The organism is Brevundimonas balnearis (assembly GCF_042434805.1).
Taxonomy (GTDB): domain Bacteria; phylum Pseudomonadota; class Alphaproteobacteria; order Caulobacterales; family Caulobacteraceae; genus Brevundimonas; species Brevundimonas balnearis.
The window spans coordinates 88,168-112,562 of sequence record NZ_JBHLSW010000007.1 but is presented as its reverse complement, the minus strand read 5'-3'; the positions used below and the strand labels follow the sequence as shown (position 1 = coordinate 112,562).

Genomic DNA, 24,395 nt, shown 5'->3' with positions numbered 1-24,395 from the left:
AGGCCAAGTTTCAGATCGAACGCGGGTTTTCGCCCGTCTCACACAAGCGTGACGTTGATCCCGCGTTCGCCGAGCGTGGTGATCAGCGCATCGGCGGCGGCCTGGACCGCTTGCGCGTCGCGCCCCCGCACCACCAGGTTCGTCCCCATTTCGCCCACCGTGCCGTGGCCGAACGGATAGCTGCCGAAGCTGAGGTTGCGATGGGCCTGGGCCAGCTCGGCCAAGGGAGCCGCCACCTCGCCCTCGCCGACGCCGACGACCTTCAACGTCCGGGCATGCACGATCGCGCCGGTGCGCAGGCGCGGGGCCACATCCTCCAGCATGGCCTGCATGATCTTCGGCACGCCCGCCATGACGAAGACATTGCCGATCTGGAAGCCGGGCGCGTCGGTCACGGGGTTGGCGATCAGCGTCCCGCCCTCCGGGACGCGGGCCATGCGCCGCCGCGCGGCGTTGAACTGGTCGCCGTAGCGGCGTTCGAGAATGGCCACGGCGTCGGGGTGCTCCGGCAGGGCCACGCCGAACGCTTCCGCCACGCAGTCGGCGGTGATGTCGTCGTGCGTCGGCCCGATGCCGCCGGTGGTGAAGACGTAGTCGTGGGTGGCTCGCAGAGCGTTCAACGCCTCGATGAGCTGGCGCGGCCGATCGCCGACGGTGCGCGCCTCCATCAGGTCGATCCCCAGCGCCGAGAGGAAGCGGGCGATGGTGTTCAGATTGGTGTCGGCGGTCCGCCCCGACAGGATCTCGTCGCCGATGATCAGGACCGCGGCGGTCGGGGATGCGTCGCTCATGCGCGCCAGTTCTCCAGCTTCAGAGCCGGCACCCGACCGAATTCGCGCGTGTTCGCCGTCACAAGCGTGAGGTCGCGCCGTAGCGCCTGGGCCGCGATGAGGGTGTCGTAGGGGCCGATTGGGCCGCCCTGCCGCTCCATCGAGGCGCGCAGTTCACCGGCGAACCAGGCGTCGTCGGCGTCGAAATCGAGGATGGCCACGCCCCCCTGCAGAAAGGTTCTGAGCCGGTCCATGTGGGTCGGGTGAACACGTCGCTCGGCTCCATAACTCAACTCGAACAGCACGATCGAACTGAGGTGAAGCTCGCCGGCGTCACGCGCCCGACCCATGCGCTCGATCAGGCTGGGGGGCGGATGTCGCAGGAAATCTATCGCCGTCGACGAATCGAGACTGAACATCAGTCGTCCCAACCGGACGGCGGAGGCGGCATTTCCGGCTGATTGCGGCCTTCCTCCATGAAGGGAATGTCGCGAAACTTGTCCAGCGCCGCCAGCCATTCCTCGGCTGTCTCGAACATCGGTTCGAGGATGATGCGGTGACCTTCACGACGGACGCGCACCCGATCCCCTTCGACCCGAAACGCCTTGGGTAAGCGGACAGCTTGGCTGCGGCCGGTCATGAATACGCGGGCGATGGCTGTGTCGGACATGGCGGGACTCCGATATACACTCTGAATATATATCAGAGAGCGCCGAGCCGCCAGATGATCTTCAAGACGCCTCTTCGCCGCGCCATCCTGATCCGGCGCTACAAGCGGTTCCTGGCCGACGTGATGCTGGAGGACGGCGCGGAGACGACCGTCCATGTGCCAAACCCCGGCGCCATGCTGGGTCTGACCGCGCCGGGGTCGCCGGTCTGGCTGTCCGTGTCGCCGGACCCGAAACGCAAGCTGCCGCTCACGCTGGAGTTGATCGAGGCGGACGGGGGCCTGGTCGGCGTCAACACCATGAATCCCAACCGGATCGCCGAGGCCGGCATCGCGGCGGGCCTTGTGCCCGAACTGGCCGGTTACGCCGGAATGCGGCGCGAGGTGCGCTATGACCTGGACAGCCGGATCGACCTGCTGTTGACCGACGCCTCGCGGCCGCCGGCCCATGTGGAGATCAAGAACGTCCATTTCCTGCGCCGCCCCGGCCTGATCGAGTTTCCCGACTGCCGCACCACGCGCGGCGTCAAGCACCTGAAGGCGCTGGAGCGGGTGGTCGCGGCGGGCGGGCGCGCGGTGATGCTGTTCGTGGTGCAGCGGATGGACGGCGAGGTCTTCACCACCGCCGACGACCTGGACCCCGCCTACGGGCCGGCGCTGCGGGCGGCGGCCGAGGCGGGGGTTGAGGTTCTGTGCTATGCTTGCCATGTGAGCCCCGAACAGATCCGACTGGATCGCCGCCTGCCGTGGTCGCCCCACGCGCCTGAAAGCCTTTGATGTACGAACCTCAGGACCTCGAGACCGACGCCCCGGTGCGTTCCTCCACCATCCGCGTGCATCCGCCGGAAGACTTCGAGGGGATGCGCCGCGCCGGTCGGCTGGTGGCCGAGGCGCTGGACATGATCGCGCCCCACGTGAAGCCGGGCGTGACCACCGGCGAGATCGACGACCTGATCCGCGAGTTCACCCTGGACAACGGCGGGCTGCCGGCGTGCCTGGGCTACAAGGGCTATGAGAAGACCGTCTGCACCTCGATCAACCACGTGGTCTGCCACGGCATTCCCGGCGACCGGGTGCTGAAGGACGGCGACATCGTCAACATCGACCACACGGTGATCGTGGACGGCTGGCACGGCGACTCCAGCCGCATGTACGCGGTGGGCGAGATCAACACCCGGGCCCGGAAGCTGGTCGACGTGACCTACGAGGCTCTGGAGCTGGGCCTCAAGCAGGTGAAGCCGGGGAACACCTTCGGCGACATCGGCTTCGCCATCCAGAAGTTCGTGGAGTCCCACCGCATGAGCGTGGTGCGCGACTTCTGCGGCCACGGCATCGGCCGGGTGTTCCACGACAGCCCCAACGTCCTGCACTTCGGCCGGAAGGGCGAAGGGGCGGTGCTGAAGGCCGGCATGTTCTTCACCGTCGAGCCGATGGTGAACCTGGGCAAGCCGCAGGTGAAGGTGCTGTCCGACGGCTGGACCGCCGTCACGCGCGACAAGTCCCTGTCGGCCCAGTGCGAGCACACCGTGGGCGTGACCGAGGACGGGGTGGAGATCTTCACCGCCAGCCCGGCGGGACTGTTCCGCCCCAACTGACGTCGCCGCTGGTCGCCGCCGCCGGCTCGCGTTAGCGTCACCCCGGCGGAGGGGGCATGGACGACGAGATCGCTGAGGACGCGCCGCGTCGTGCGACGCCGAAGCCGCACCACGTCGGCCACCGGGAGCGGCTGCGCGAACGGGCGCGCGGCGCCGGGATCCATCACCTGCCCGACTACGAACTGCTGGAGCTGTTCCTGTTCCGCAGCCAGCCGCAGGGGGATGTGAAGCCCATCGCCAAGGCCCTGCTCGAGCGCTTCGGCTCGCTCGCGGCGGTGCTGGCGGCGTCGGTCGAGGACCTGACGACGGTCAGGGCGGCGGACTCGCGCGGCCGGACCAAGGGGGTGGGGGCGGAGACGGCGCTGGACCTCGCGGCGCTGCACGAGGTGGCGCGGCGGGTGGCGAAGGAGGAGGCGAACCGGCGCACGGTGATCTCGTCCTGGACCTCGCTGCTCGCCTACGTCCGGCTGACGCTGCAGCACGAGCCGCGCGAGCAGTTCCGGGTGCTGTTCCTCGACAACCGCAACCAGCTGCTGCTCGACGAGGTGCAGAACCGGGGCACGGTGGATCACGCCCCGGTCTATCCCCGCGAAGTGGTGCGCCGCGCACTGGAGGTGTCGGCCAAGAATCTGATCATCGTGCACAACCATCCGTCGGGCGATCCGACGCCGAGCCGTGCCGACATCGACATGACCAAACAGGTGATCGAGGCGGCGCGGGCCCTGTCGATCACGGTGCACGATCACCTGATCGTCGGCCGCCAGGGCGTGGCCAGCTTCAAGCAGCTGGGCCTGATGTAGGGCTCACGAAAAAAGCCGCCCGACTCCGGGGAGAGTCGGGCGGCCGCCTCCGGTCCGGACCGGGCGGGGTCGGATGGCGGGTCGCGCCGGACCCGACCGGAGGGAAGGGACGGCGGGCGTCGGCCCGCCGGTCAGACGGATCAGCCCTCGAGGTCCTGCCCCTCGTCGGGCTCGGGCGTGCCCAGGAGCTCGTCGGCGATCTTGGCGGTGGAGCCGCGCACCGCCTTCTCGATGGCGGCGGCCACGTCCGGGTTGGCCTTCAGGAACTCGCGCACGTTCTCGCGGCCCTGGCCGATGCGCTGGCTGTCATAGGAGAACCAGCTGCCGGACTTCTCGATGACGTTGGCCTTGACGCCGAGGTCGATGATCTCGCCGAGCTTGGAGATGCCCTCGCCGTACATGATGTCGAAGATCACCTCCCGGAACGGCGGCGCGACCTTGTTCTTGACCACCTTCACCCGGGTCGTGTTGCCCACCACCTCGTCGCGGTTCTTGATCGCGCCGGTGCGGCGGATGTCGAGGCGCACCGAGGCGTAGAACTTCAGCGCGTTGCCGCCGGTGGTCGTCTCCGGCGAGCCGTACATGACGCCGATCTTCATGCGGATCTGGTTGATGAAGATGACGATGCACTTCGACTTGGAGATGGAGGCCGTCAGCTTGCGCAGCGCCTGGCTCATCAGGCGCGCCTGAAGGCCGGGCAGGCTGTCGCCCATCTCGCCCTCGATCTCGGCGCGGGGGGTCAGGGCGGCGACGGAATCGACCACCACGATGTCCACCGCGCCCGAGCGCACCAGGGTGTCGGTGATCTCCAGCGCCTGCTCGCCGGCGTCCGGCTGGGACACCAGCAGGTCGTCGAGGTTCACCCCCAGCTTCTGGGCGTAGACCGGGTCCAGCGCGTGCTCTGCGTCGACGAAGGCGGCCACCCCGCCGGCCTTCTGAACCTCGGCCACCGTGTGCAGCGCCAGCGTCGTCTTGCCCGAGCTCTCGGGACCGAAGATCTCGATCACCCGGCCCTTGGGCAGGCCGCCGATCCCGAGCGCCATGTCGAGCCCGAGCGAGCCGGTGGAAACCGCCTCGATCTCGTTCACCACCCCGCCCTTGCCGAGCTTCATCACCGAGCCCTTGCCGAAGGCGCGATCGATCTGCGCGATCGCCGCCTCGAGCGCCCGTTGCTTGTCGCCGTCGTCCTTGCCCACCAGTTTCAATGCCGCCTGCGCCATGGATTTCGTCTCCCTTGCCATGATTCCCCGAAAGGCTCGGGAGAGACCCGCCATGGACCCGCCCCCGTGAGGTGAGACGAGTATGTGCACGGTTTGTTCCGGTTCACAAGATGTTCTCTTTCTGGGCTCGGGCGCGCTCGTCCGGCCTGCGACCGGGTCTGACGCAGGCGTCCACTCGGGTTGGACCGAAATCTGAGCCCTTTGGCCGTGCGCCCAACTGGACCGATTTCGGTCTAGGTCGGGCCGCCGGGCCGGGCCGCCGGCGGGGGTTCGGCGACCCGGGCCGAGAGGGCGACGCCCGCGCCCGTCAACGCCAGCAGCGCCGCCACGACAAGGGCCGGACGCGCCAGACGCCCGCCGGGGGTGAACAGCCGCAGGCCGGCCCCGACCAGCAGGACGAAGACGGCCGTCACGCCGGGGAGATCCATGCCGACGCCCAGGATCACCGGATGCGCCTGGTACAGCAGCCAGGCGACGACCGGGACGGCCAGGATCGCGGAGGGAAGCAGGGCGCGTCCCTCCTGCAGCCGACGGGCAAGCCCCGCCGCGACGACCAGCCCGACGGCGAAGACCAGCCCGGGCCAGAGGAACAGCACGGCCGCGGTCGGCGCCAGGATCTGGATCAGCAGGCCGATCCCGAGGACCGCCGCCGACCAGCCGATCGCCGCGCCGTAGGGGGCTTCGGGTCGGGCGGCCGGGGCGAAGGCCAGCGCCGCCGCGAGCCCCGCGACGATGAGGACGACGAGGTTCAGCCCTCCGGCCAGCACGGCCACGGCCGCCGACAGCGCCAGGCCGCCCGCCCACCAGACCGGACGTATGCGCGCCCGTCCGGCGAGCAGCGCGATCAGAAGGCCCAGCAGAGCCAGCGCCAGCCCCGCCTCGATCCACGGAAGCCGTCGCAGCATGGTGTAGTAAAGCTCCGGGCCCGCGCCGTAGCGGTCGCCCATCGGTCCGGCGAGGCCCCGCACGGCGTAGGCGAAGGTGAAGGCGGCCAGGAGCGCGAACAGCGCGTCCAGAGCCCCGCGTCCGATGTCGCCCCAGCCCGCCTCGCGTCGCCAAAGCCAGGCCGCGCCGCCCAGCGACCCGGCGGCGGCGAGCAGGATCGCCCAGCCCGACCAGGCCGGAAGGGCGACCGGCCCCCAGCCGAGCAGGTCGGCGAAGGCGACGTCCCGGGTCGCCTCGGGCAGCCGCGGCGCCGCCAGGGCCTCCCGGGCGATCGCCAAGGTCTGGTCGCCGATGTGCTGCACGCTGCCGACGTCCAGCGCCTCGGGCGTCGATGTGGGCGAGTGATACTGCGACGGCCGTCCGATGAAGGCGAGGTTCAGTCCGGCGATCCCGCGCGCCTTGGGCACGGTGTAGTCGGTGCCGTTGGGCATGTTCTCGTAGACCAGGGTGGCCAGCGAGTTGGACGTCACGCCGCCCCTCACGTCCCGGGCCGCACGGGCGAACAGGGCCACGGTCTCGGCGTTGCCGGGGCCGGTCTCGAACATCATGGCCCGGCCGCCGCCGCCGCGCGCCTCGAGGTTCACGATCAGGCCGATCCGGTCGCGCAGCGGATGTTCGCTGAAGAAGGCGCGGGCGCCGTCCAGGCCCAGCTCCTCCGCGTCGGTCAGGAGCACGACCAGATCCCGGCGGCGCGTCTCGTCGTTCCGCAGCGCCCGCACCGCCTCGAGGATGGCCGCGACGCCGCTCGAGTCGTCGGCCGCGCCCGGCGAGTCCCAGGCGCTGTCGTAATGCGCCATCAGCATGACCGCCGGAAGGGCGCTGTCCTGCCCCGGCAGCACGCCGACCAGATTGTCGACGCGGCTGTGGCCGGCGATCCGTCCCGCGCTCCATCGCTCGAGCCGTCGGGAGGAGTCCGGACTCATCAGGCCGGTCTGGACCGTCGGCGACAGGCCCAGGCTCTCCATCCGGCCGAGAAGATAGGCCCTGACCCGCGCGTGCTCGGCGCTGCCGACGGGGTGCGGACGCCGGCCGATCTCGCGGATGTCGATCATGGCGCGCTCCGCCGAGAAGCGGTCGGCGGGCGCGTCGGTCCCCAGGGGGCGCGGCGCCTGGGACGCCAGCACCGCGAGGGCCGTCGCCACGATCAGCGTGGCCGCCAGATAGATGATCCGCGTCATGGTCCCCTCCGTCGCGCCCGCGGAGGTTATCGAGCCCGGAGGCTGACGTCGATCAGGCGGCGCGACGGGCGCTGGACGTGCCCTTGACGTAGAGGCCGCGGCGGCCGGCGACGGCGCGGAAGGCGACCGTGTCGCTCTCCACGCGCTCGTTCGGCGCGAGGAACAGGCAGCCGTCCTCCGCCAGCTCGGCGTCCAGGCGGTCCAGCAGCTGGGTCCGGCGCCCGGGCTCCATGTCCGACAGCACGTGACGGCACAGGACAATGTCGAATCCGCCGCCCGGAGCCCCGGCGTCCAGCAGGTTCTCCCGCTCGAAGCGGATGTCGTCGCGAAGACGTCGGGTCGCCCGCCAAAGCTCCCCGGCCTTGTCGAAATAGGTCAGCATGAGCCGGGCGCTGAGCCCGCGCTGGATCTCGAAGGGCGAATAGGCCCCCGCCCGGGCGCGCTCGATGGCGGCATGGGACAGGTCGACGCCGACGATCTCGGCGGCCACGCCGGCTTCGGCGCAGGCGATGGCGAGGGAATAGGCTTCCTGTCCGGTGGCGCAGCCCGCCGACAGCAGGCGGAGACGACGCCCGCCCCCGCGCGCGCGGGCCAGCGCCGGCAGCAGCTCGGCCTCGAGGGTCTGGTAGGCGCTCCGGTCGCGGCGGAACCAGGTCTCGAGGTTGAGCATGGCCTCGATCACCGCCCAGCCCAGGGCCCCGACGGGGCGGGACCAGACCGCGTCCATCAGGGCGTCGATGGTCTCGAATCCCTCGCGCCGGGCCACCGGCCCCAGCCGGTGCGCGGCGAGGTGCATCCGCGCGCGCGTCAGCCGATAGCCGGCGCGAGACGCCACCAAGGCCTGGAGCCGCTCGAAATCCTCCGCCCTCATGCCATCGCCACCGCGCCGATCTCGGCGAGCTTGGACTGCAGGATCTCACCGTCGAAGGGCTTCATGACGTAGTCGTCCGCCCCGGCCTCGAGCGCTTCGGCGATCCGTGAGGGGTCGGTCTCGATGGTGCAGAACAGGACCTTGGGCATGGGGCCTGGCAGGTCGCGCAACCGACGCACGAACGTGAGGCCGTCCATCACCGGCATGTTCCAGTCGAGAAGGATGACGTCGGGCGAGGCGGCGGCGCAGAACGACAGCGCCTCGGCGCCGTCGGCGGCCTCGTCGACCTCGAAGCCGAGACCCTCGACGATACGACGCGCGACCTTCCGGATGATCCGGCTGTCATCGACGATGAGACAGGTCCTGACGTCCAAGAGGGCGGTCCTTCCAGCGCGAAACGGAACGCCGCGCTTCACCTCCGATGATGAGGCCGGGCGGTTAACGAGGGGTTGGGAAGACCCGTTAAACGGGCATTAGGCACGTCAGCGCGACCTGGTCCTCCTGGGTGTGGATCGCCAGCCGGCCTCCGGCCTCGGTGACGGTCAGCCAGAGCCAGTAGGGCTGGATCCATTGTCCATGAAGCCCTTCGATCAGGACCTCGCCCGCGAGGCCGGTCGTGGCCTCCGGCTTCAGCCGCGCGCGGGGCCCGGCGGCGCGACCGGCGAGACGAATCTCCTCGCCCTCGGCGACGACCTCGATCACGGCCTCGCCCCCCGAGGGCAGGGCGCCGACGGTCATGTAGGCCAGGTTCAGAAGGGCGCGGGCCTGGACCTTGGACAGGTCCTGGACCTCCAGCCGCCAGGCCAGCCGCGCCCGCCCGCCGGCGAGGAGGGCCTCGGCGAGGTCGCGGATCGCCTCGGCGGAAAAACGCTCGGCGGTGGTCGAGGCGCCGAAGGCCACGCGCGCGAAATGCACGAGCGCCACCATCTTGGACGCGCTCTGCTCGATCAGCGCCAGGGCGTCTTCCCGCATGTCCTGCGCCGAGGGATCCTTCAGCAGGTCCAGGCCCGAGGTGATCGCGCCCGCCGGGCTGATGAAGTCGTGGCAAAGCTTCCCGGCCACCAGCGCGGCGAGGTCGACGGCGCGGATGGCGGAAGGGGACGTGGCGGTCATGGCGGCGGCTCACTCTGAAACCAGGCGAAGTTGGGGTGATTTGCCCCTTCGTCCAACCGTCCCGACCGGCTATGGGCTGGCGTCATGACCCCTATCGTGAGCGGCGACCCGGCGGCGGATCTGGACAGCGGCGCGCTGGAGGCGACGATCGCCGACCTCGCCGAGGAGGCCGGGCGGGTGATCCTGCCGTTCTGGCGCAACGGCGTCGCCGTCGAGCGCAAGGCCGACGACAGCCCGGTGACCCTGGCGGACCAGAGGGCCGAGGCGCTGATCCTGGAGCGGCTGGCGGCGCTCTGGCCGAGCGTGCCCGCCGTGGCCGAGGAGGCCATGGCGGCCGGCGGCGAGGGGCGGGTCGCCGCGTGGTGGTGGCTGATCGATCCCCTCGACGGCACGCGGGGCTTCGTCGAAGGCAAGACGGCCTTCACGGTGAACATCGCGCTGATGCGCGGCGACGCCCCGGCCGCAGGGGTCGTGTCGGCGCCCGCCATCGGCCGGACCTGGGCCACCCGGGGCGGCGGCGCCGTGGCGCGCGACGACGGCGGCGCCTGGAGGACCATCGCCGTGCGCGCGCGGCCGACGCGGGGGTCCATGCTGCTCAGCCACTCGGTCAAGCCGGAGGCGGCCGCCCGGCTGGCGGCGGAGCACGATTGCGCGGCCTGGGAGGGCACGGATTCGTCCCTCAAATTCTGCCTGATCGCCGAGGGGCTGCACGACCTCTATCCCCGCGAGGGCCCGACCTCGGAGTGGGACACGGCGGCGGGCCAAGCCGTGCTCGAAGCGGCGGGCGGCCAGGTGCTGGACAAGGAAAAAGCCCGGCTGCGCTACGGCAAGCCGGGCTTTCTGAACGGACCCTTCCTGGCGAAGGGGGCCTGATTACTTCTTGGCGCGGGCGCCGCGGGCCGGCTTCCGGCCGCCCTGGCCCAGACCCATCTGCTTGGCCAGTTCCGAGCGCGCCTTGGCGTAGTTCGGCGCCACCATGGGGTAATCCTTGGGCAGGCCCCACTTGGTGCGGTACTCTTCGGGGCTCATGTCGTACTTGGTGCGCAGGTGACGCTTCAGCGACTTGAACTTGCGCCCGTCCTCCAAGCAGATCAGGTAGTCGGGCGTGATCGACTTGCGGATCGACACCGCGGGCTCTTGCGGCGTGGGCTCGGGCTCGACAGGACCGTCCGACACCTGCGACAGAACGCTGTGGATGTTCTGGATGAGCTGCGGCAGAGCCGCCGCTTCGACAGCGTTGTTGCTGACGTAGGCCGAAACGATGTCGGCGGTCATTTCAAGCAGTTCGGGTTTTTGTTCCATTCTGCGGCTCCCCAAGATGTTTTTCTGCAGCGAATGCGATGGACGGTAAATCTACCGTGGCGCGATACACATCTTCGCGGCGATGATCAATGGTCGGCGACTGAATCGGCGTGCAGTTGAGCGGGCTTCGGTTGATCAGGCCCTGAAATCGTCGGACAGGGCGAGAATGGCGAGACGTTCCGGCGCCGCATAGGGATCGGCGGCGTCTTCGTCGCCGTCGCGAATGGCTTGAATAAGTCGTGGCGTGAGCGCCGACGACAGCGCCCAATTCCAGTATCGAAGCACGGTCTGGGCGCGGTCCACCGCCAGCATTTCGAACGTCTGCATGACCCGTTCCAGCACGGGGTGGGCGCCGCCGTCCTCATCGAGCTCGGGTCGGCGGAGCGATCGCCACAGCCCGAGCAGGTCGTTCCGCGTCAGGCCGGTCGCCTTGCACAGGATCGCGAGAGGTTCGCCCCCCAGGTCCGCCAGGATCTTTGCGCCCGTCAGCGGCTTCACGCCGGACAGGTGAGCGATCTCGGTGGCCAGCTCCCGGGTCAGGCCGTCCCGCCCGGCGACGGCGACCGCCGCCTCGAGATCCGGGAACGGACTCTTCTCGATGGCGGCGCGGTTTCGTTGCCGGCGCTCGATGAACTGCAGCGCCTTGCGCGCGACGGGATCCGACCATCCCTCGGCGGCGGCCAGGGAAAAGACATCCTCGGCCACCTCCTGCATCACCTCGCGGGAGACGGCGAACCGCTGCAGGATCGTGCGCCGTTCCTCCGGGCCGCACCACCAGAACATGGCGTAGGCGCCGGACGGGCGTAGCTCCGGCCGCCGCAGCAGCGCTTCGCAAAGCTCGCCGTGGTCGCGGCTGAGACCGACCATCATCTCGACGCCGGGCTGCGACAGTCGTGCGGTCGCATTGCGGAGCAGCGCCATGATGACCTCGGGCTCCCCCGGCGACATCAGGGTCTCGGTCACCACCTCGGACAGGCCGCGACGCTGGGCCATCAGCAGGCGATGGGCCGTTCCGGTGTCCTGGGCCGCCGCGCAGAGGTCGGCGTCGCTGAGGGAGGCGCAGCGCTCGATGAGAAGGCCCGCGATCTCGGGCTCATCCCGCAGCAGCAGGCGCGCGAGGGCGTTCGGCAGCTCCGCGAGTGGCGCGAGCCGCGCGGCGATGCGGCGCCGCTCATCGACGCCCGCCAGGCGCATCATCTCGACCAGCAGATCGCCGACGACGGACCGTTCGAAGGCGTTGATCCGGCTGGCGGGCAGCGAGACGACATCCGCCAGGCGCTTCAGCAGCGCCTGACGGGCGCGAGAGCCCTCGGGGGCGGGCCCCGGGGCGGCCAGGGCCGCATCGTCGGACATGTCGAACGAGAGGTTAAGGCCCCGCCGGTTAACCGGGCGTGACGGCGCTGGAGCCGTGAATCAGGCTCGCACTCAAGTCGGACCGAACTTCGAGCCCAGTTGGACGTGCGTCCAACTGAACCGATTTCGGTCTAGAGGCCCTCGAACAGCGCCGTCGACAGATAGCGCTCGGCGAAGCTGGGAATGATCGTGACGATGGTCTTGCCGGCGTTCTCGTCCAGGGCGGCCTGACGGAAGGCGGCCGTCAGGGCGGCGCCGGAGCTGATGCCGACCGGGATGCCCTCGGTCCGGGCCGCCCGACGGGCCATGTCGAACGCGTCCTCGTTGGAGACCTGTTCGACCGCGTCGATCACCGTCCGATCGACCACCGAGGGCACGAACCCCGCGCCGATGCCCTGGATCTTGTGCGGCCCGGGCTCGCCGCCCGACAGCACGGGGCTGGCGGTCGGCTCCACCGCCACCATGCGGACGGAGGGCTTCTTCTGTTTGAGCACCTGGCCGACGCCGGTGATGGTGCCGCCGGTGCCGACGCCGGAGATGACGATGTCGACCGTCCCTTGAGTGTCGGCCCAGATCTCCTCGGCCGTCGAGACGCGGTGGATGGCCGGATTGGCCGGGTTGTCGAACTGAGCCGGGGATACGGCGCCGGGCGTGCGCTCCAGCAGCTCCTGGGCCATGGCGATCGCGCCCTTCATGCCCTTCTCGGCGGGCGTCAGCACCAGTTCGGCGCCCAGCAGCGCCAGCATCTTGCGCCGCTCGATGGACATGCTCTCGGGCATGACGAGCACCAGCCTGTAGCCCTTGGCCGCCGCGACGAAGGCCAGGGCGATCCCGGTGTTGCCGCTGGTCGGCTCGATCAGCACGCTGCCCGGGCCGATGCGTCCGGCCTGCTCCAGCGCCTCGATCATGGCCACGCCGATCCGGTCCTTCACCGAGGCGATCGGATTGAAGAACTCCAGCTTGGCGAGCACGGTCGCCTTCGGCTGGAGCTCCGCCGACAGCCGGGGCAGGCCGACCAGCGGCGTGTCGCCGATGGTGTCGAGGATCGAGGCGTAGACCTTGCCGCGACCGGACTTGGCGTGACGGGCGGCGTCGTAGGGCTGGGCGACGGACATGGGGAGGCTCCGGCGGTTGTCTGGAGCTAGACTTAGGATGTGATCGCGGACGCCACAACGCGCGGTCTGCCAGCTGATCAATAACGAAACCTCATGGCATGCATCTCGTTCATCAGCTTCTGAGATCGCGACGCGAGACGTATGTGCGCTCCACGCAAATCTGGAGCTTCCTATGACCCAACTCGTCACCGTGGCCTTCGGCGACGGCATCGGCCCGGAAATCATGACCGCCACCCTGTCGATCCTGGACGCCGCCGGCGCGGACCTGCGCTACGAGGTCATCGACATCGGCGAGCGCGTCTACGCCGCCGGGCACACCTCCGGCATCGCGGCCGAGAGCTGGGACAGCCTGCGCCGAACCAAGGTGTTCCTGAAAGCGCCGATCACCACGCCCCAGGGCGGCGGCTTCAAGTCGCTGAACGTCACGATCCGCAAGACCATGGGCCTGTACGCCAACGTCCGGCCCTGCGTGGCCTATGCGCCCTTCATCCAGACACGTCATCCAGCCATGGACGTGGTCATCGTGCGGGAGAACGAGGAAGACCTCTACGCCGGCATCGAGCACCGTCAGACCAGCGAGGTCTATCAGTGCCTGAAGCTGGTCAGCCGTCCGGGCTGCGAGCGGATCGTGCGCTACGCCTTCGAGTACGCGCGTGCGAACAACCGCAAGAAGGTCAGCTGCTTCACCAAGGACAACATCATGAAGCTGACCGACGGCCTGTTCCATCAGGTCTTCAAGGAGATCGGCGCCGAATACCCGGAGATCGAGCAGGATCACTGGATCATCGACATCGGCGCCGCGCGGCTAGCCGACACGCCCGAGATCTTCGACGTGATCGTGACGCCGAACCTGTACGGCGACATCATTAGCGACGTGGCGGCCCAGATCACCGGCTCGGTCGGCCTGGGCGGCAGCGCCAACATCGGCTCGCAGATCGCCATGTTCGAGGCGGTCCACGGCTCTGCGCCGGACCTCGCCGGTCGCGGCGTGGCGAACCCGTCGGGACTGCTGCTGTCGGCGGTCATGATGCTGAATCACCTGGGCAAGGGCGAGGTCGCTCAGCGGATTCACAACGCCTGGCTGAAGACCATCGAGGACGGGGTGCACACCCAGGACGTCTTCCAGCATGGCGTTTCGCGAGAGGTCGCCTCGACGGACGCCTTCGCCCGCGCCGTGATCGCGCGGCTGGGGGAGCGGCCGGATCAGCTGAAGCCGGTTCGCTACGCCGCCAACGCCCCGCTGCGTCTGGAGCCCGCCGAGGCGCCGCGCCGTCCGGCGGCGAAGAAGACGACGGTCGGCGTCGACCTGTTCGTCGACTTCCGCGACGGCTCGCCTGACGATCTGGCGGCCCGCCTGCAGACGCTGGAGAACGCGCGGCTCAAGCTGAAGATGATCACCAACCGCGGCGTGAAGGTCTGGCCGAACGGCGCGCCGGAGACCCTTACCACCGACCACTGGCGCTGCCGCTTCATGAACGGGGGCGGGCCGGTGTCGATACAGGAGATCGCCGCGCTGCAACTCAGGGCCGCAGACGCCGGGGTCGATTTCATCAAGACCGAGCACCTGTGCGACTTCGACGGCGAGCCTGGCTACAGCCTGGGGCAGGGGCAGTAAAGCGTCTCCTCCCCCCTGAGGATGGGGGAGGGGGACCATGCGCAGCATGGTGGAGGGGGCGAGATCAAGCGCCGGTGTCTCGGGTCGCCCCCTCCACCGCTTCGCGGTCCCCCTCCCCCGCCACGCGGGGGAGGAGATAAGACTTAAGCCACGATTAACCATGATGGCGGAAGCCTCGGGGCCTGTTCCCGGGGCCTTCGTCTGTGCACACCCTCATCGCCGCCGTCGATGCGATCGATCCACTCAGCGTGACCGGCAAGGTGGCGGGGGTGAACGGCCTGCTCATCGAGAGCCGGGGGGGCTTGAGCCGCCTCGCCGTCGGGGCCCGGGCCGAGATCGAGCGCCGCCACCAGCCGCCGCTGCCCGCCGAGGTGGTGGGATTCCGCGACGCCAAGGCGCTGCTCATGCCGTTCGGCCCGGTGGAAGGCGTCGCGCCCGGCGCCGACATCCGCATCGTCGAGGCGGCCGCGAGCGTCCGGCCGACCACGGCGTGGCTGGGCCGCATCGTCGACGCCTTCGGCCAGCCCATCGACGGCAAGGGGCCGTTGCCGAACGGGCCGGCCGCCTATCCGCTGCGCGCCGCGCCGCCGCCCGCCCACGCGCGGGGCAGGGTGGGCGAGCGGCTGGATCTGGGCGTGCGCGCCATGGACGTGTTCACCACCACCTGCAGCGGCCAGCGCCTGGGCATCTTCGCGGGCTCGGGCGTCGGCAAGTCGGTGCTGCTGTCGATGCTGGCCAAGCGCGCCTCCTGCGACGCGGTGGTCGTCGGCCTGATCGGCGAGCGGGGCCGCGAGGTGCGCGAGTTCATCGAGGAGACCCTGGGCGAGGAGGGGCTGAAGCGCGCCATCGTCGTGGTCGCCACCTCCGACGAACCGGCGCTTAAGCGTCGCCAGGCGGCCTACATGACCCTGGCGATCGCCGAGTTCCTGCGCGACCAGGATCTGGAGGTCCTGTGCCTGATGGACTCCGTCACCCGCTTCGCCATGGCCCAGCGCGAGATCGGCCTGGCGGCGGGCGAGCCGCCGACGACCAAGGGCTATACGCCGACGGTCTTCTCCGAACTGCCCAAGCTGCTGGAACGCGCCGGGCCGGGGCCGCGCCGCCCCGACGGCACGACGGCGGCCCCGATCACGGCCCTGTTCACCGTGCTGGTGGACGGCGGCGACCACGACGAGCCGATCGCCGACGCCGTGCGCGGCATCCTGGACGGCCACATCGTCATGGACCGAAAGATCGCCGAGCGCGGACGCTTCCCCGCCATCGACGTGCTGAAGTCCGTCAGCCGGACCATGCCGGGCAACCAGTCGGGCGAGGAGCGCGAGCTGAACCGCCGCGCCCGCCAATGCCTCAGCGCCTATTCGAACATGGAGGAGCTGATCCGCATCGGGGCCTACCGGACGGGGGCCGATCCGATCGTGGACCGCGCCATCGCCCTGAATCCCGCGCTCGAGGCCTTCCTGTCCCAGGCGCCGGACGAAGCCACGCCGATCGACGAGAGCTTTAGGCGGTTGGAAACGATTCTGAACCAAGGGTTGCTGACGGAGGACCTGCCATGACCGCCTGGGCTCAATCCCTGATCCGGATTTCGAACTATCAGGTCGAGACGCTGCAGAAGCGCCTGGCCGAGATCACCGAGCGGCGCGCGTCGGCCGAAATGCGTCTGGCGGTGCTGGAGGCCGAGGTCGAGGTGGAGCGGGAGCGCGCCCGCGACGACGCCTCCGCCGGCATGCTGCTTAGCGCCTATCTGGACGGCTGGAAGCTCAGGAAGTCGGCCGCCGAGGGCGATCTGACGGTGGTCGAGGCCGAGGAGGCCGGCGCCCGCGACGCCCTGACCAGCGCCTTCGAGGAACTCAAGAAGTTCGAGCACGTCGCCGAGGTCACGCGGCTGGACAAGCTCGCGGCGCTCGGTCGCCGCGAAGCCGCCGCCTTCGACGAAATGGGTCTGCGCCGGCGGACGGCTTAGTTTTTTTCCTTCTCCCCTCGTGGGAGAAGGTGGCTCGCGGAGCGAGACGGATGAGGGGGATTTATCCGCTTGAGCCGACGGTGCGGAAGCTGAACCAGCCCCCTCATCCGAGCCGCGGCGCGGCCCACCTTCTCCCACGAGGGGAGAAGGATTTTTGCCGCCGCTCCCTCCTTCTCTCGACCCTCGCATTGGCCGCCTGCGGGCGCGCGCCGGTGCAGGCGCAGGCGCCGTCCGCGCCGCTGAAGGCCCTGACGCCCGCGCCGCTCGGCGTCGCCGTCATGTCGGGTCAGCTCGACGACCCCGCCTGGACGACCCTGGCGCGTCGCCACGTCTCCCAGCTCACGCCGGAGTGGGAGATGAAGATGGAGTACATCCTGGGCGACGACGGCGCCTTCCGCTTCGACGCCCCGGACCGGATCGACGCCTTCGCCCGCGCCAACGCCATGCGCCTGCATGGCCACGCCCTGATCTGGTACTCGCAAGGCCAGGACTGGTTCGAGGCGATCAAGCCGGCGCGGCGGGAACAGGCGTTCGACGACTACATCGCCCGCGTCGCCGGACGGTACCGGGGTCAGGTCGCCGGCTGGGACGTCGTCAATGAGGCGGTGGCCGAGGACGGCGACGGACTGCGCGACTGTCACTGGAGCGCGCAGTTCGGTCAGGACGGCTATATCGCCCGCGCCTTCGAGCGGACCCGAGCCGCCGACCCCGACGCTGTGCTGTTCCTGAACGACTACAATCTGGAGAACCTGCCGCGAAAGGGCGCGACCTTCCTGCGGCTGGTGGAGCGTCTGCTGCGCGCGGGCGCGCCGATCACCGGCATCGGGACCCAGGCGCATCTGGATATCGACATTCCGGCGGGTCAGATCACCGCCTTCATGCGCGACGCCGCCGCCTTCGGCCTGCCGATCCATGTGTCGGAGCTGGACGCGCCGATGGGTTCGGGCCTGATCGACCGTGCGCGCCGCGACGCGCGTCGCCGGCTGCAGACCGCGCGGGTGACGGAATACGCCGAGGCCTTCGCCGCCCTGCCCGAGCGCCAACGCTACGCCTTCACCCTATGGGGCCTGCGCGACACCGACAGCTTCGTGAACCGGCAGGGCGGAGACGACAGCCCGCTGGCCTTCGACGGGGACGGGCGTCCGACGCCGCTGTTCCAGGCCCTGGCGGACGGTTTCGCGGCGGCCCGCTAGACCTCGAGCGCCGCCTCGCCCTTCAGGATCGCATCGGCCTCGGGCGCGTGCTTCGCGCCGGATCGGTCGTGGAGCACGAGGGCGGGGAGCAGTTCCAGCGGGGCCCGCCCGCCGCGGATCGCGCGCACGAGCACACGCTTCGCGGGCTTGTCGGCGAAAGGCTGGATCGGCCGGATCGCGAAGGAGCCGCACCGACGGCTCCAGCCCTGAAGGATGTCCGCCAGCCGGTCCGCCCGGTGGATTATCAGCACCCGCCCCCCGTCACGCACGGCCAGCGAGAGGAAGTCGAGCCAGACCTGAAGCCCGTCGTCGGCCATCCAGGCGCCGCGCTTGGCTTCGGCCGGCGCCCTCAGCGCGCCCGGATCGTCGAAGAAGGGCGGATTGCACACCGCCCAGTCGAAGGCGGGGCGGTCCAAGGCCGCGAACCCGGCGGCGACGTCGCCCGCGACGATCTCGCCGGAGAGCCCGTTCAGCCCGAGGTTCTCCGACGCCAGCGCCGCCGTCGCCGGGTCGCGCTCGAGTCCGAACAGATGTACGCCGGGGCGCCGCACGCCGATCTGGCAGAGCGCCCCGCCCGCGCCGCAACCGGCCTCAATTACTCGCTGCCCGGGCTTCGCCCCGCAGGCGGCGGCGAGCAGGGCGGCGTCCATCCCGGCGCGATAGCCGTCCGCCCCCTGGCGCAGCACGACGCGCCCGCCCAGGAACCGGTCCTCGGTGAGCGGGGTTTCTCGCCTGGTTGCGACCGTCACGCGGCTTGACCCTTCATGGCCGCCTCACCATTGTCGCGCCACATCCGCCGGGCAAGACGCCGGCGAAAGAAAAGGGCGCGCCGCTCCGCGCCGGATTGGACGAGTACGCCTTTGGACGCCGCCATCGCCGCCCCGCGCGCAGGAACCGCTCGCCCGTCCGGCGACGCGGAGGCTCTGGTCCGTCTGGCGCGGCCGGACATGGTCGAGGTCGATCGGCTGATCCTGGAGCGCATGCAGTCGACGGTGCCCGTCATTCCGCTGCTGGCCGAGCACATCGTGTCGGCGGGCGGCAAGCGGCTGCGTCCGCTGATCGCCGTGGCGGCCGCCCGGGTCGTGGGCGGCGAGCGGCTGGCTGACGCCCACCGGTTCGCCGCGGCGGTGGAGTTCATCCACACCGCCACCCTGCTGCACGACGACGTGGTGGACAGCTCCGAGCTGCGCCGGGGGAAGGTCGCCGCGCATCTGATCTGGGGCGCGCCGTCCAGCGTGCTGGTCGGGGACTTCCTGTTCGCCCGGGCGTTCGAGCTGATGGTCGAGACCGGTCAGATGCGGGCGCTGGGCGTTCTGGCCCATGCCTCCAGCGTGATCGCGCAAGGCGAGGTGCTTCAGCTGACCCGCGCCCACGACCTGAAGCTGGACGAGGAGACCTATCTCCGGATCATCGCCGCCAAGACGGCGGAGCTGTTCGCCGCCGCCGCCGAGGCGGGGGCGCTGGGCGTCGAGGCGCCGGAAGGGGCGGTCGCGGCGCTGAGGTCGTACGGCCTGAACCTGGGGCTGGCGTTCCAGCTGGCGGACGACGCCCTCGACTATGGCGGCGCCTCGGAGACATTGGGCAAGAACGCCGGCGACGACTTCCGCGAAGGCAAGGTCACCCTGCCGCTGCTGATCGCCATGGCCCGCACCGCCGGGCGCGAGGACGCCTTCTGGCGCGCCGCCATCGACGACGGCAAGCGCGGCGACGAGGAGTTCCGCCGCGCGCGCGAGCTGATCATCGGGACCGGGGCGCTATCCGCCACGCTGGATCGCGCCGGCGCCTATGCTGACGCCGCCAAGGCCGCGCTCAGGGCCGTGCCCGCCAGCCCCTGGCGCGCGGCGCTGGCGGACCTCGCCGACTTCGCCGTCAGCCGGGCGGCCTGACCTAGCAGGGAATGGCAAAGGCGTGTCCGGCGGCCGCGAACTCAAGGATCGGGCGATCGCGGGTCATCAGGCGATAGTTCTGGGCTCTCGCGGTGGCTGCGATGATCCGATCTGACGGGTCCCGTAGGGGAGGTCCGGGCAACTGCGATGCGGCGATAAGGATTTCAGGCGACATTTCCGCGAGCGTCGCGCCCTCGTCCAGCAATGTTTGAAACCAGGACAGCGGCGGCAGGACGAGCGCGATACGTCCGCGCGAAACCAAAAGCCCGATCTCCCAAGCCGTGATCGGCGAGACGAGGACCTCTATGCCCTGCTCCTTGGCCAAGCGAATTTCACTCTCGGCACGGCTGGAAAGGCCGCCCTCGATCATCCAGATCGCGGCGCAGGTATCCAACAGGATCGGCCTAATCACTGAGTTTCCGCGTCCCACACCTCGCCCGTCGGATCCGTCAAATCTACACCGGGCGCGATAGTGACAGTTCCAGACAATCGCGCCCGAATACGCTCGAGAAAGTCTGGGTCTCCCTTCGGAGCCGCAGATGTCATCGTGGGCTCTCCCGATCTGGTGTCGCGTCGGAACACCAGGCGGCGGCTAGCCATATCGACTCGCTCTGTGACGTAGCCGGCGGCGAGCCACGCCTTCGTCATGACGTTGTTAGACGGATTATTGCTCCACCAAGCGCGTATGCCGCTCGCTTTGCCCGGCAATGGGAAGCCGAGAACCCGTTCGATCTCCGTGAACGTCATCGGCACTTCCTGGGTGCGCTGCCCGGCGAGAAACCGCGTCAAAGGCTCATATTTGCTCATGCCGACTCCTCCCTACCGCATGAGCCATGAAAACACACTGTGTGTTTTTTGGCAATGGAGTGTGTTTACTTCAAACTCGCCGCGAAGCGCTGGATGCGGCTGCAGGCCTCCTCCAGCACCTCGTTCGAGGTCGCGTAGCTGATGCGGAAATAGGGGCTCAGGCCGAAGGCGGCGCCGTGCACCACCGCCACGCCCTCGGCCTCCAGAAGCGCCGTGGCGAAGGTCTCGTCGCCGTCGATCACCGTCCCCTCCGGCGTCGTCTTGCCGATCAGGCCCTCGACGGACGGATAGACATAGAAGGCGCCCTCCGGGTTCGGGCAGCGGACGCCCGTCGCCTGGTTCAGCATCGACACCACCAGGTCGCGGCGACGCTCGAACGCCCGGCCGCGCTCGGCGATGAAGTCCTGCGGCCCGTTCAGCGCCTCGACCGCCGCCCACTGGCTGATGGAGGAGGGGTTGGACGTCGTCTGGCCCGCGACCTTGCGCATCAGGTCGATCAGGGGCTTGGGCCCGCCCGCATAGCCGATGCGCCAGCCGGTCATGGCGTAGGCCTTGGACACGCCGTTCACGGTCAGGGTGCGGTCGTAGAGCTCCGGCGCGACCTGGGCGATCGTCGTGTACTCGAAGTCGCCGTAGATCAGGTGCTCGTACATGTCGTCGGTCATCACCCAGACGTGGGGGTGACGCGCGAGCACGCCCGCCAGGGCCTTCAGCTCGTCGGCCGAGTAGGCGGCGCCGGTGGGGTTCGACGGGCTGTTCAGGATCAGCCACTTCGTCCTCGGCGTGATCGCCGCCTCCAGCGCCTCGGGCTTCAGCTTGAAGCCGTCGGCCTCGTGGCCGATCACGACGCGGGGCTCGCCGCCGGCCAGCAGCACCATGTCCGGATAGCTGACCCAGTAGGGCGCGGGCACGATGACCTCGTCGCCCGGCGACAGGGTGGCGACCAGCGAGTTGTAGATCACCGCCTTGCCGCCGGGGGCGACGTGAATCTGGTCGGTCCCGTAGGTCAGGCCGTTCTCGCGCGCGAACTTGGCGACGACTGCGGCCTTCAGCTCGGGCAGGCCGTCGACGTCGGTGTACTTGGTCTCGCCGCGCTGGATGGCCGCTATGGCGGCGGCCTTGATGTTGTCCGGCGTGTCGAAGTCGGGCTCCCCGGCGCCCAGGCCGATGACGTCGCGCCCCTGCCGCTTCAGCTCGCGCGCCTTGGCGGTCGCGGCGAGCGTGGCCGACGGCTTGACGCGGGCGAGGGCGGAGGACTGCAGCTGGGACATAGAGGCTTCCGGCAGGATCAGGCGTCACGTTCTTACGCAGTTGCGAACAGCGCCGCAAAGCTCTTCGCGGCCGATGAGGCGAATGGTAAGGCCCCGCCATGCGCAGGCTCCTCGATTTCGTCCTGAACATGGAGGCGCGCCGCTGGCGCACGGCGCTGGCGGCGGGGGCTCTGCTGGCGGCCACGATCGGGCTTCTGTGGCTCGGCAAGACGCAGCTGGGGCTGCAGGCCGAGCACCGCCTGGAAGCCTGGCTGCAGGGCTATTCCGGCAGCCCGTGGGCCTTCGCCGCGACGGTGGCGCTGTTCGTGCTGTCGGCCTTCATCGGCGCGCCCCAGTTCATTCTGATCGCCGCCTGCGTCGTGGCGTTCGGCCCGTCGCTGGGCTTCTTCTACAGCTGGGCGGCCACGGTGGTGTCGGCCGGGGTGACCTACTGGCTGGGGCGTGGGCCGACCGCGCGGCTGGTGGACCGGCTGGACAGCCGCACCCTGACCCGGCTCAAGCGGTTCGTGGGCCGGAACGCCTTCTACGCCAGCTTCATGATCCGGAACGTGCCGTCGGCGCCGTTCATCGTGGTCAACATGGCGTTCGGGGCCACGCGGGCCTCCTATCCCGCCTTTCTGGTGGGATGCGCGCTCGGCGTGCTGCCCAAGACCGCGCTCGTGGCCTTCTTCGGGGGCGCGGTGGTCACGGCGGTCAGCGGCGACGGGGTCTGGACGTCTCTGATCCTGGCCCTGGTGGCGGTCGTGTGGCTGGGCCTCATGCTCGTGGTGCGCGAGTGGGTGAGACGGCGCGAGGCGGCCGCCGGGGAACCGTGACGGCCCTTGTTGCGATAACGGACAGGGCCTAGACCGAGGCCCACACCGGCCACGGAGGGCTCCGATGCTGAAGCTCTACTATTCGCCCGGCGCCTGCGCGCTCGCGTCCCACATCGCGCTGGAGGAGGCGGGCGCCGCCTACGACAGCCAGGCCATCGACCTGCGGAAGGGCGAGCTGAAGACCCCAGAGTATCTGGCGATCAATCCGGCCGGCGTGACGCCGGCGTTGCAGACGGATCGCGGCGTCGTGACCCAGAACGCGGCGATCCTGGCCTATGTCGCCGAGCTTTATCCCCAGGCGAACCTGGCCCCGACCGACCCGTTCGAGCGGGCGCGGTTCAACGCGTTCAACGGCTTCCTGGCGTCGTCGTTGCACCCGGCGATCGGCCGTCTCCTGTTCAGCCGACCGCCCCTGGAAGGTCAGGCGAGGGACGACGCCCGCGACCTGGTGCTGTCCAAGCTCCAGCTGGTCGAGGACACGATGCTCCAAGGGCCGTTCGTGTTCGGCGAGGGCTTCACCGGCGCGGACGGCTACCTGTCGGTCTTCAGCCGCTGGTCGCGTCAGGCGCAGTTGCTGGACCCGGAACGGTTTCCCAAGCTGAACGCCCATCTGGATGTGATCCAGTCCCGCGACGCGGTCCGGCGCGTTCTTCAGGCCGAGGGCATTTCACCGGTTTGAGATCGCCGCCGCGCCTTGCGCGCGAAGGGCTTGTCATTCTGTGGTTTCGGGGGCAAACGGGCCCCACGGTCGTGTCGGCGGAACGACGAAGCAGCCGCGTGCGTGGGGACGCGCGCGGCGGGGGCCTCGCCGGCGCTTCCAGCCCTGTCAGACGCCCGCAAAGGCCCGAACCGAACGGTATTCCACCCCCATGAGCTTTTCCCTCTTCGGCTCGATGTCCAACGACATCGCCATGGACCTCGGCACCGCCAACACCCTCATCTACATGAAGGGCAAGGGCATCGTGCTGAACGAGCCGTCGGTGGTGGCGCTCAGGAACGTGGGCGGCCGCAAGATCGTCCATGCGGTGGGCATCGAGGCCAAGCAGATGCTGGGCCGGACCCCGGGCCACATGGAAGCCATCCGGCCCATGCGCGACGGGGTCATCGCCGACTTCGAAGTCGCCGAGGAGATGATCAAGCACTTCATCCGCAAGGTGCACTCGCGCCGCGGCTTCGTGCATCCGAACCCCAAGGTCATCGTCTGCGTGCCCTCGGGCGCGACCGCTGTCGAGCGCCGGGCCATCAACGACTCCTGCCTGAACGCCTCGGCGCGCCGCGTGGGCCTGATCGACGAGCCGATGGCCGCCGCGATCGGCGCCGGCCTGCCGATCCACGAGCCCACCGGCTCCATGGTCGTCGACATCGGCGGCGGCACCACCGAGGTGGCCGTGCTGTCGCTGTCGGGCATCGTCTATTCGCGCTCGGTCCGCGTCGGCGGCGACAAGATGGACGAGGCGATCATCAGCTACATGCGCCGCAACCATAACCTGCTGATCGGTGAAACCACCGCCGAGCGCATCAAGAAGGACATCGGCACCGCCCGCATCCCGCCGGACGGCGAGGGCCTGTCGATCGAGGTCAAGGGCCGCGACCTGATGCAGGGCGTGCCTCGCGAGGTGCGGATCTCGGAGCGTCAGGCCGCCGAGGCCCTGGCCGAACCGGTCACGCAGATCATCGAGGCGGTGAAGGTGGCGCTCGAGGCGACCCCGCCGGAACTGGCCGCGGACATCGCCGACAAGGGCATCATGCTGACCGGCGGCGGCGCGCTGCTTCGTGGACTGGACGCCGAGCTGCGCGACCATACGGGATTGCCGGTAACGGTGGCCGACGACCCCCTGTCGTGCGTCGCCATCGGCTGCGGCCGGGTGCTGGAGCATCCGCGTTGGATGAAGGGCGTTCTGGACGCCACGCTCTGA

Annotated in this window: 27 protein-coding genes; 12 read left to right on the top strand and 15 right to left on the bottom strand. The window is 69.7% G+C overall.

The window, feature by feature from the left end; all coding sequences use genetic code 11:
* Positions 1-38: 38 nt before the first annotated feature.
* Genes ACFFGE_RS10325 through ACFFGE_RS10315 form a run of 3 tightly spaced genes read right to left on the bottom strand, consistent with a single transcriptional unit; the run spans position 39 to position 1,440 of the window.
* Complete coding sequence (locus ACFFGE_RS10325; RefSeq protein ID WP_376836288.1) at positions 39-791, bottom strand: competence/damage-inducible protein A; 753 nt, start codon at positions 789-791, stop codon at positions 39-41.
* On the bottom strand, positions 788-1,189 hold the full coding sequence (locus ACFFGE_RS10320; RefSeq protein WP_376836287.1) for a type II toxin-antitoxin system VapC family toxin: 402 nt from the start codon (positions 1,187-1,189) through the stop codon (positions 788-790). Before ACFFGE_RS10320 ends, ACFFGE_RS10325 begins: the two co-directional genes overlap by 4 nt.
* On the bottom strand, positions 1,189-1,440 hold the full coding sequence (locus ACFFGE_RS10315; RefSeq protein WP_376836286.1) for an antitoxin: 252 nt from the start codon (positions 1,438-1,440) through the stop codon (positions 1,189-1,191). Before ACFFGE_RS10315 ends, ACFFGE_RS10320 begins: the two co-directional genes overlap by 1 nt.
* Positions 1,441-1,494: 54 nt before the next feature.
* On the opposite strand from ACFFGE_RS10315, the gene sfsA reads away from it, so the two are divergent.
* Genes sfsA through radC form a run of 3 tightly spaced genes read left to right on the top strand, consistent with a single transcriptional unit; the run spans position 1,495 to position 3,832 of the window.
* Positions 1,495-2,214 carry a DNA/RNA nuclease SfsA gene (sfsA, locus tag ACFFGE_RS10310; RefSeq protein ID WP_376836284.1) on the top strand — a complete coding sequence of 240 codons (720 nt, stop codon included), beginning with the start codon at positions 1,495-1,497 and terminating at the stop codon, positions 2,212-2,214.
* Entirely contained in the window at positions 2,214-3,032 is an 819-nt protein-coding gene (gene map / locus ACFFGE_RS10305; protein WP_376836282.1) for a type I methionyl aminopeptidase, read from the top strand. The genes sfsA and map overlap by 1 nt, the downstream gene beginning before the upstream one ends.
* A gap of 56 nt (positions 3,033-3,088) precedes the next feature.
* Positions 3,089-3,832 (top strand): RadC family protein, encoded by a 744-nt coding sequence (gene radC, locus ACFFGE_RS10300; RefSeq protein ID WP_376836281.1) that lies wholly within the window; start codon positions 3,089-3,091, stop codon positions 3,830-3,832.
* Between the two features lie 140 nt (positions 3,833-3,972).
* Here the strand turns inward: radC and recA are convergent, their stop codons facing one another.
* From recA to chpT, 5 genes are all read right to left on the bottom strand, one after another.
* Positions 3,973-5,052 carry a recombinase RecA gene (gene recA / locus ACFFGE_RS10295; protein ID WP_376836280.1) on the bottom strand — a complete coding sequence of 360 codons (1,080 nt, stop codon included), beginning with the start codon at positions 5,050-5,052 and terminating at the stop codon, positions 3,973-3,975.
* A 233-nt stretch (positions 5,053-5,285) separates the two neighbouring features.
* A complete protein-coding gene (locus ACFFGE_RS10290) occupies positions 5,286-7,175 on the bottom strand; it encodes a M20/M25/M40 family metallo-hydrolase (RefSeq protein ID WP_376836279.1) in 1,890 nt (629 codons plus the stop codon).
* A 52-nt stretch (positions 7,176-7,227) separates the two neighbouring features.
* Entirely contained in the window at positions 7,228-8,046 is an 819-nt protein-coding gene (locus ACFFGE_RS10285; protein ID WP_376836278.1) for a CheR family methyltransferase, read from the bottom strand.
* Positions 8,043-8,420 (bottom strand): response regulator, encoded by a 378-nt coding sequence (locus tag ACFFGE_RS10280; RefSeq protein ID WP_376836277.1) that lies wholly within the window; start codon positions 8,418-8,420, stop codon positions 8,043-8,045. Before ACFFGE_RS10280 ends, ACFFGE_RS10285 begins: the two co-directional genes overlap by 4 nt.
* 88 nt (positions 8,421-8,508) lie before the next feature.
* Positions 8,509-9,159, bottom strand: coding sequence for a histidine phosphotransferase ChpT (gene chpT, locus ACFFGE_RS10275; RefSeq protein WP_376836276.1), 651 nt, complete (start codon positions 9,157-9,159; stop codon positions 8,509-8,511).
* An 84-nt stretch (positions 9,160-9,243) separates the two neighbouring features.
* Here chpT and cysQ point away from each other — a divergent pair, with 84 nt between their 5' ends.
* Positions 9,244-10,032 carry a 3'(2'),5'-bisphosphate nucleotidase CysQ gene (gene cysQ / locus ACFFGE_RS10270; protein WP_376836275.1) on the top strand — a complete coding sequence of 263 codons (789 nt, stop codon included), beginning with the start codon at positions 9,244-9,246 and terminating at the stop codon, positions 10,030-10,032.
* On the opposite strand, the gene ACFFGE_RS10265 is transcribed toward cysQ, so the two are convergent.
* The 3 genes from ACFFGE_RS10265 to cysK form a co-directional block, all read right to left on the bottom strand.
* Positions 10,033-10,461, bottom strand: a complete 429-nt coding sequence (locus tag ACFFGE_RS10265; RefSeq protein WP_376836274.1) for a Ros/MucR family transcriptional regulator — start codon at positions 10,459-10,461, stop codon at positions 10,033-10,035.
* Between the two features lie 135 nt (positions 10,462-10,596).
* Complete coding sequence (locus tag ACFFGE_RS10260; RefSeq protein WP_376836273.1) at positions 10,597-11,814, bottom strand: DUF2336 domain-containing protein; 1,218 nt, start codon at positions 11,812-11,814, stop codon at positions 10,597-10,599.
* A gap of 131 nt (positions 11,815-11,945) precedes the next feature.
* Positions 11,946-12,929 carry a cysteine synthase A gene (cysK, locus tag ACFFGE_RS10255; RefSeq protein ID WP_376836272.1) on the bottom strand — a complete coding sequence of 328 codons (984 nt, stop codon included), beginning with the start codon at positions 12,927-12,929 and terminating at the stop codon, positions 11,946-11,948.
* 172 nt (positions 12,930-13,101) lie between these two features.
* Here cysK and ACFFGE_RS10250 point away from each other — a divergent pair, with 172 nt between their 5' ends.
* From ACFFGE_RS10250 to ACFFGE_RS10235, 4 genes are all read left to right on the top strand, one after another.
* Complete coding sequence (locus ACFFGE_RS10250) at positions 13,102-14,544, top strand: NADP-dependent isocitrate dehydrogenase (RefSeq protein WP_376836271.1); 1,443 nt, start codon at positions 13,102-13,104, stop codon at positions 14,542-14,544.
* Positions 14,545-14,747: 203 nt separating this feature from the next.
* Positions 14,748-16,100, top strand: coding sequence for a flagellar protein export ATPase FliI (gene fliI, locus ACFFGE_RS10245; RefSeq protein ID WP_376836270.1), 1,353 nt, complete (start codon positions 14,748-14,750; stop codon positions 16,098-16,100).
* Positions 16,097-16,507 carry a flagellar export protein FliJ gene (locus tag ACFFGE_RS10240; protein ID WP_376836269.1) on the top strand — a complete coding sequence of 137 codons (411 nt, stop codon included), beginning with the start codon at positions 16,097-16,099 and terminating at the stop codon, positions 16,505-16,507. Before fliI ends, ACFFGE_RS10240 begins: the two co-directional genes overlap by 4 nt.
* Before the next feature lie 188 nt (positions 16,508-16,695).
* Positions 16,696-17,700, top strand: a complete 1,005-nt coding sequence (locus ACFFGE_RS10235) for an endo-1,4-beta-xylanase (protein ID WP_376836268.1) — start codon at positions 16,696-16,698, stop codon at positions 17,698-17,700.
* Here the strand turns inward: ACFFGE_RS10235 and ACFFGE_RS10230 are convergent.
* On the bottom strand, positions 17,697-18,449 hold the full coding sequence (locus ACFFGE_RS10230) for a tRNA1(Val) (adenine(37)-N6)-methyltransferase (protein WP_376836267.1): 753 nt from the start codon (positions 18,447-18,449) through the stop codon (positions 17,697-17,699). The genes ACFFGE_RS10235 and ACFFGE_RS10230 overlap by 4 nt on opposite strands.
* A gap of 123 nt (positions 18,450-18,572) precedes the next feature.
* On the opposite strand from ACFFGE_RS10230, the gene ACFFGE_RS10225 reads away from it, so the two are divergent.
* A complete protein-coding gene (locus tag ACFFGE_RS10225; RefSeq protein WP_376836725.1) occupies positions 18,573-19,586 on the top strand; it encodes a polyprenyl synthetase family protein in 1,014 nt (337 codons plus the stop codon).
* A 1-nt stretch (position 19,587) separates the two neighbouring features.
* Here the strand turns inward: ACFFGE_RS10225 and ACFFGE_RS10220 are convergent, their stop codons facing one another.
* The 3 genes from ACFFGE_RS10220 to ACFFGE_RS10210 form a co-directional block, all read right to left on the bottom strand.
* The gene (locus tag ACFFGE_RS10220; RefSeq protein WP_376836266.1) at positions 19,588-19,980 is read right to left on the bottom strand and encodes a type II toxin-antitoxin system VapC family toxin; all 393 of its coding nucleotides are present in this window, start codon (positions 19,978-19,980) and stop codon (positions 19,588-19,590) included.
* Between the two features lie 14 nt (positions 19,981-19,994).
* A complete protein-coding gene (locus ACFFGE_RS10215; protein WP_376836265.1) occupies positions 19,995-20,393 on the bottom strand; it encodes a DUF7662 domain-containing protein in 399 nt (132 codons plus the stop codon).
* Between the two features lie 65 nt (positions 20,394-20,458).
* Positions 20,459-21,664, bottom strand: coding sequence for a pyridoxal phosphate-dependent aminotransferase (locus ACFFGE_RS10210; RefSeq protein WP_376836264.1), 1,206 nt, complete (start codon positions 21,662-21,664; stop codon positions 20,459-20,461).
* A 98-nt stretch (positions 21,665-21,762) separates the two neighbouring features.
* Between ACFFGE_RS10210 and ACFFGE_RS10205 the strand changes: the two genes are divergently transcribed.
* The 3 genes from ACFFGE_RS10205 (at position 21,763) to ACFFGE_RS10195 (ending at position 24,395) form a co-directional block, all read left to right on the top strand.
* A complete protein-coding gene (locus tag ACFFGE_RS10205) occupies positions 21,763-22,479 on the top strand; it encodes a TVP38/TMEM64 family protein (protein ID WP_376836262.1) in 717 nt (238 codons plus the stop codon).
* Between the two features lie 64 nt (positions 22,480-22,543).
* Positions 22,544-23,158 carry a glutathione S-transferase family protein gene (locus tag ACFFGE_RS10200; protein ID WP_376836261.1) on the top strand — a complete coding sequence of 205 codons (615 nt, stop codon included), beginning with the start codon at positions 22,544-22,546 and terminating at the stop codon, positions 23,156-23,158.
* A gap of 190 nt (positions 23,159-23,348) precedes the next feature.
* Positions 23,349-24,395, top strand: coding sequence for a rod shape-determining protein (locus ACFFGE_RS10195; protein WP_376836260.1), 1,047 nt, complete (start codon positions 23,349-23,351; stop codon positions 24,393-24,395).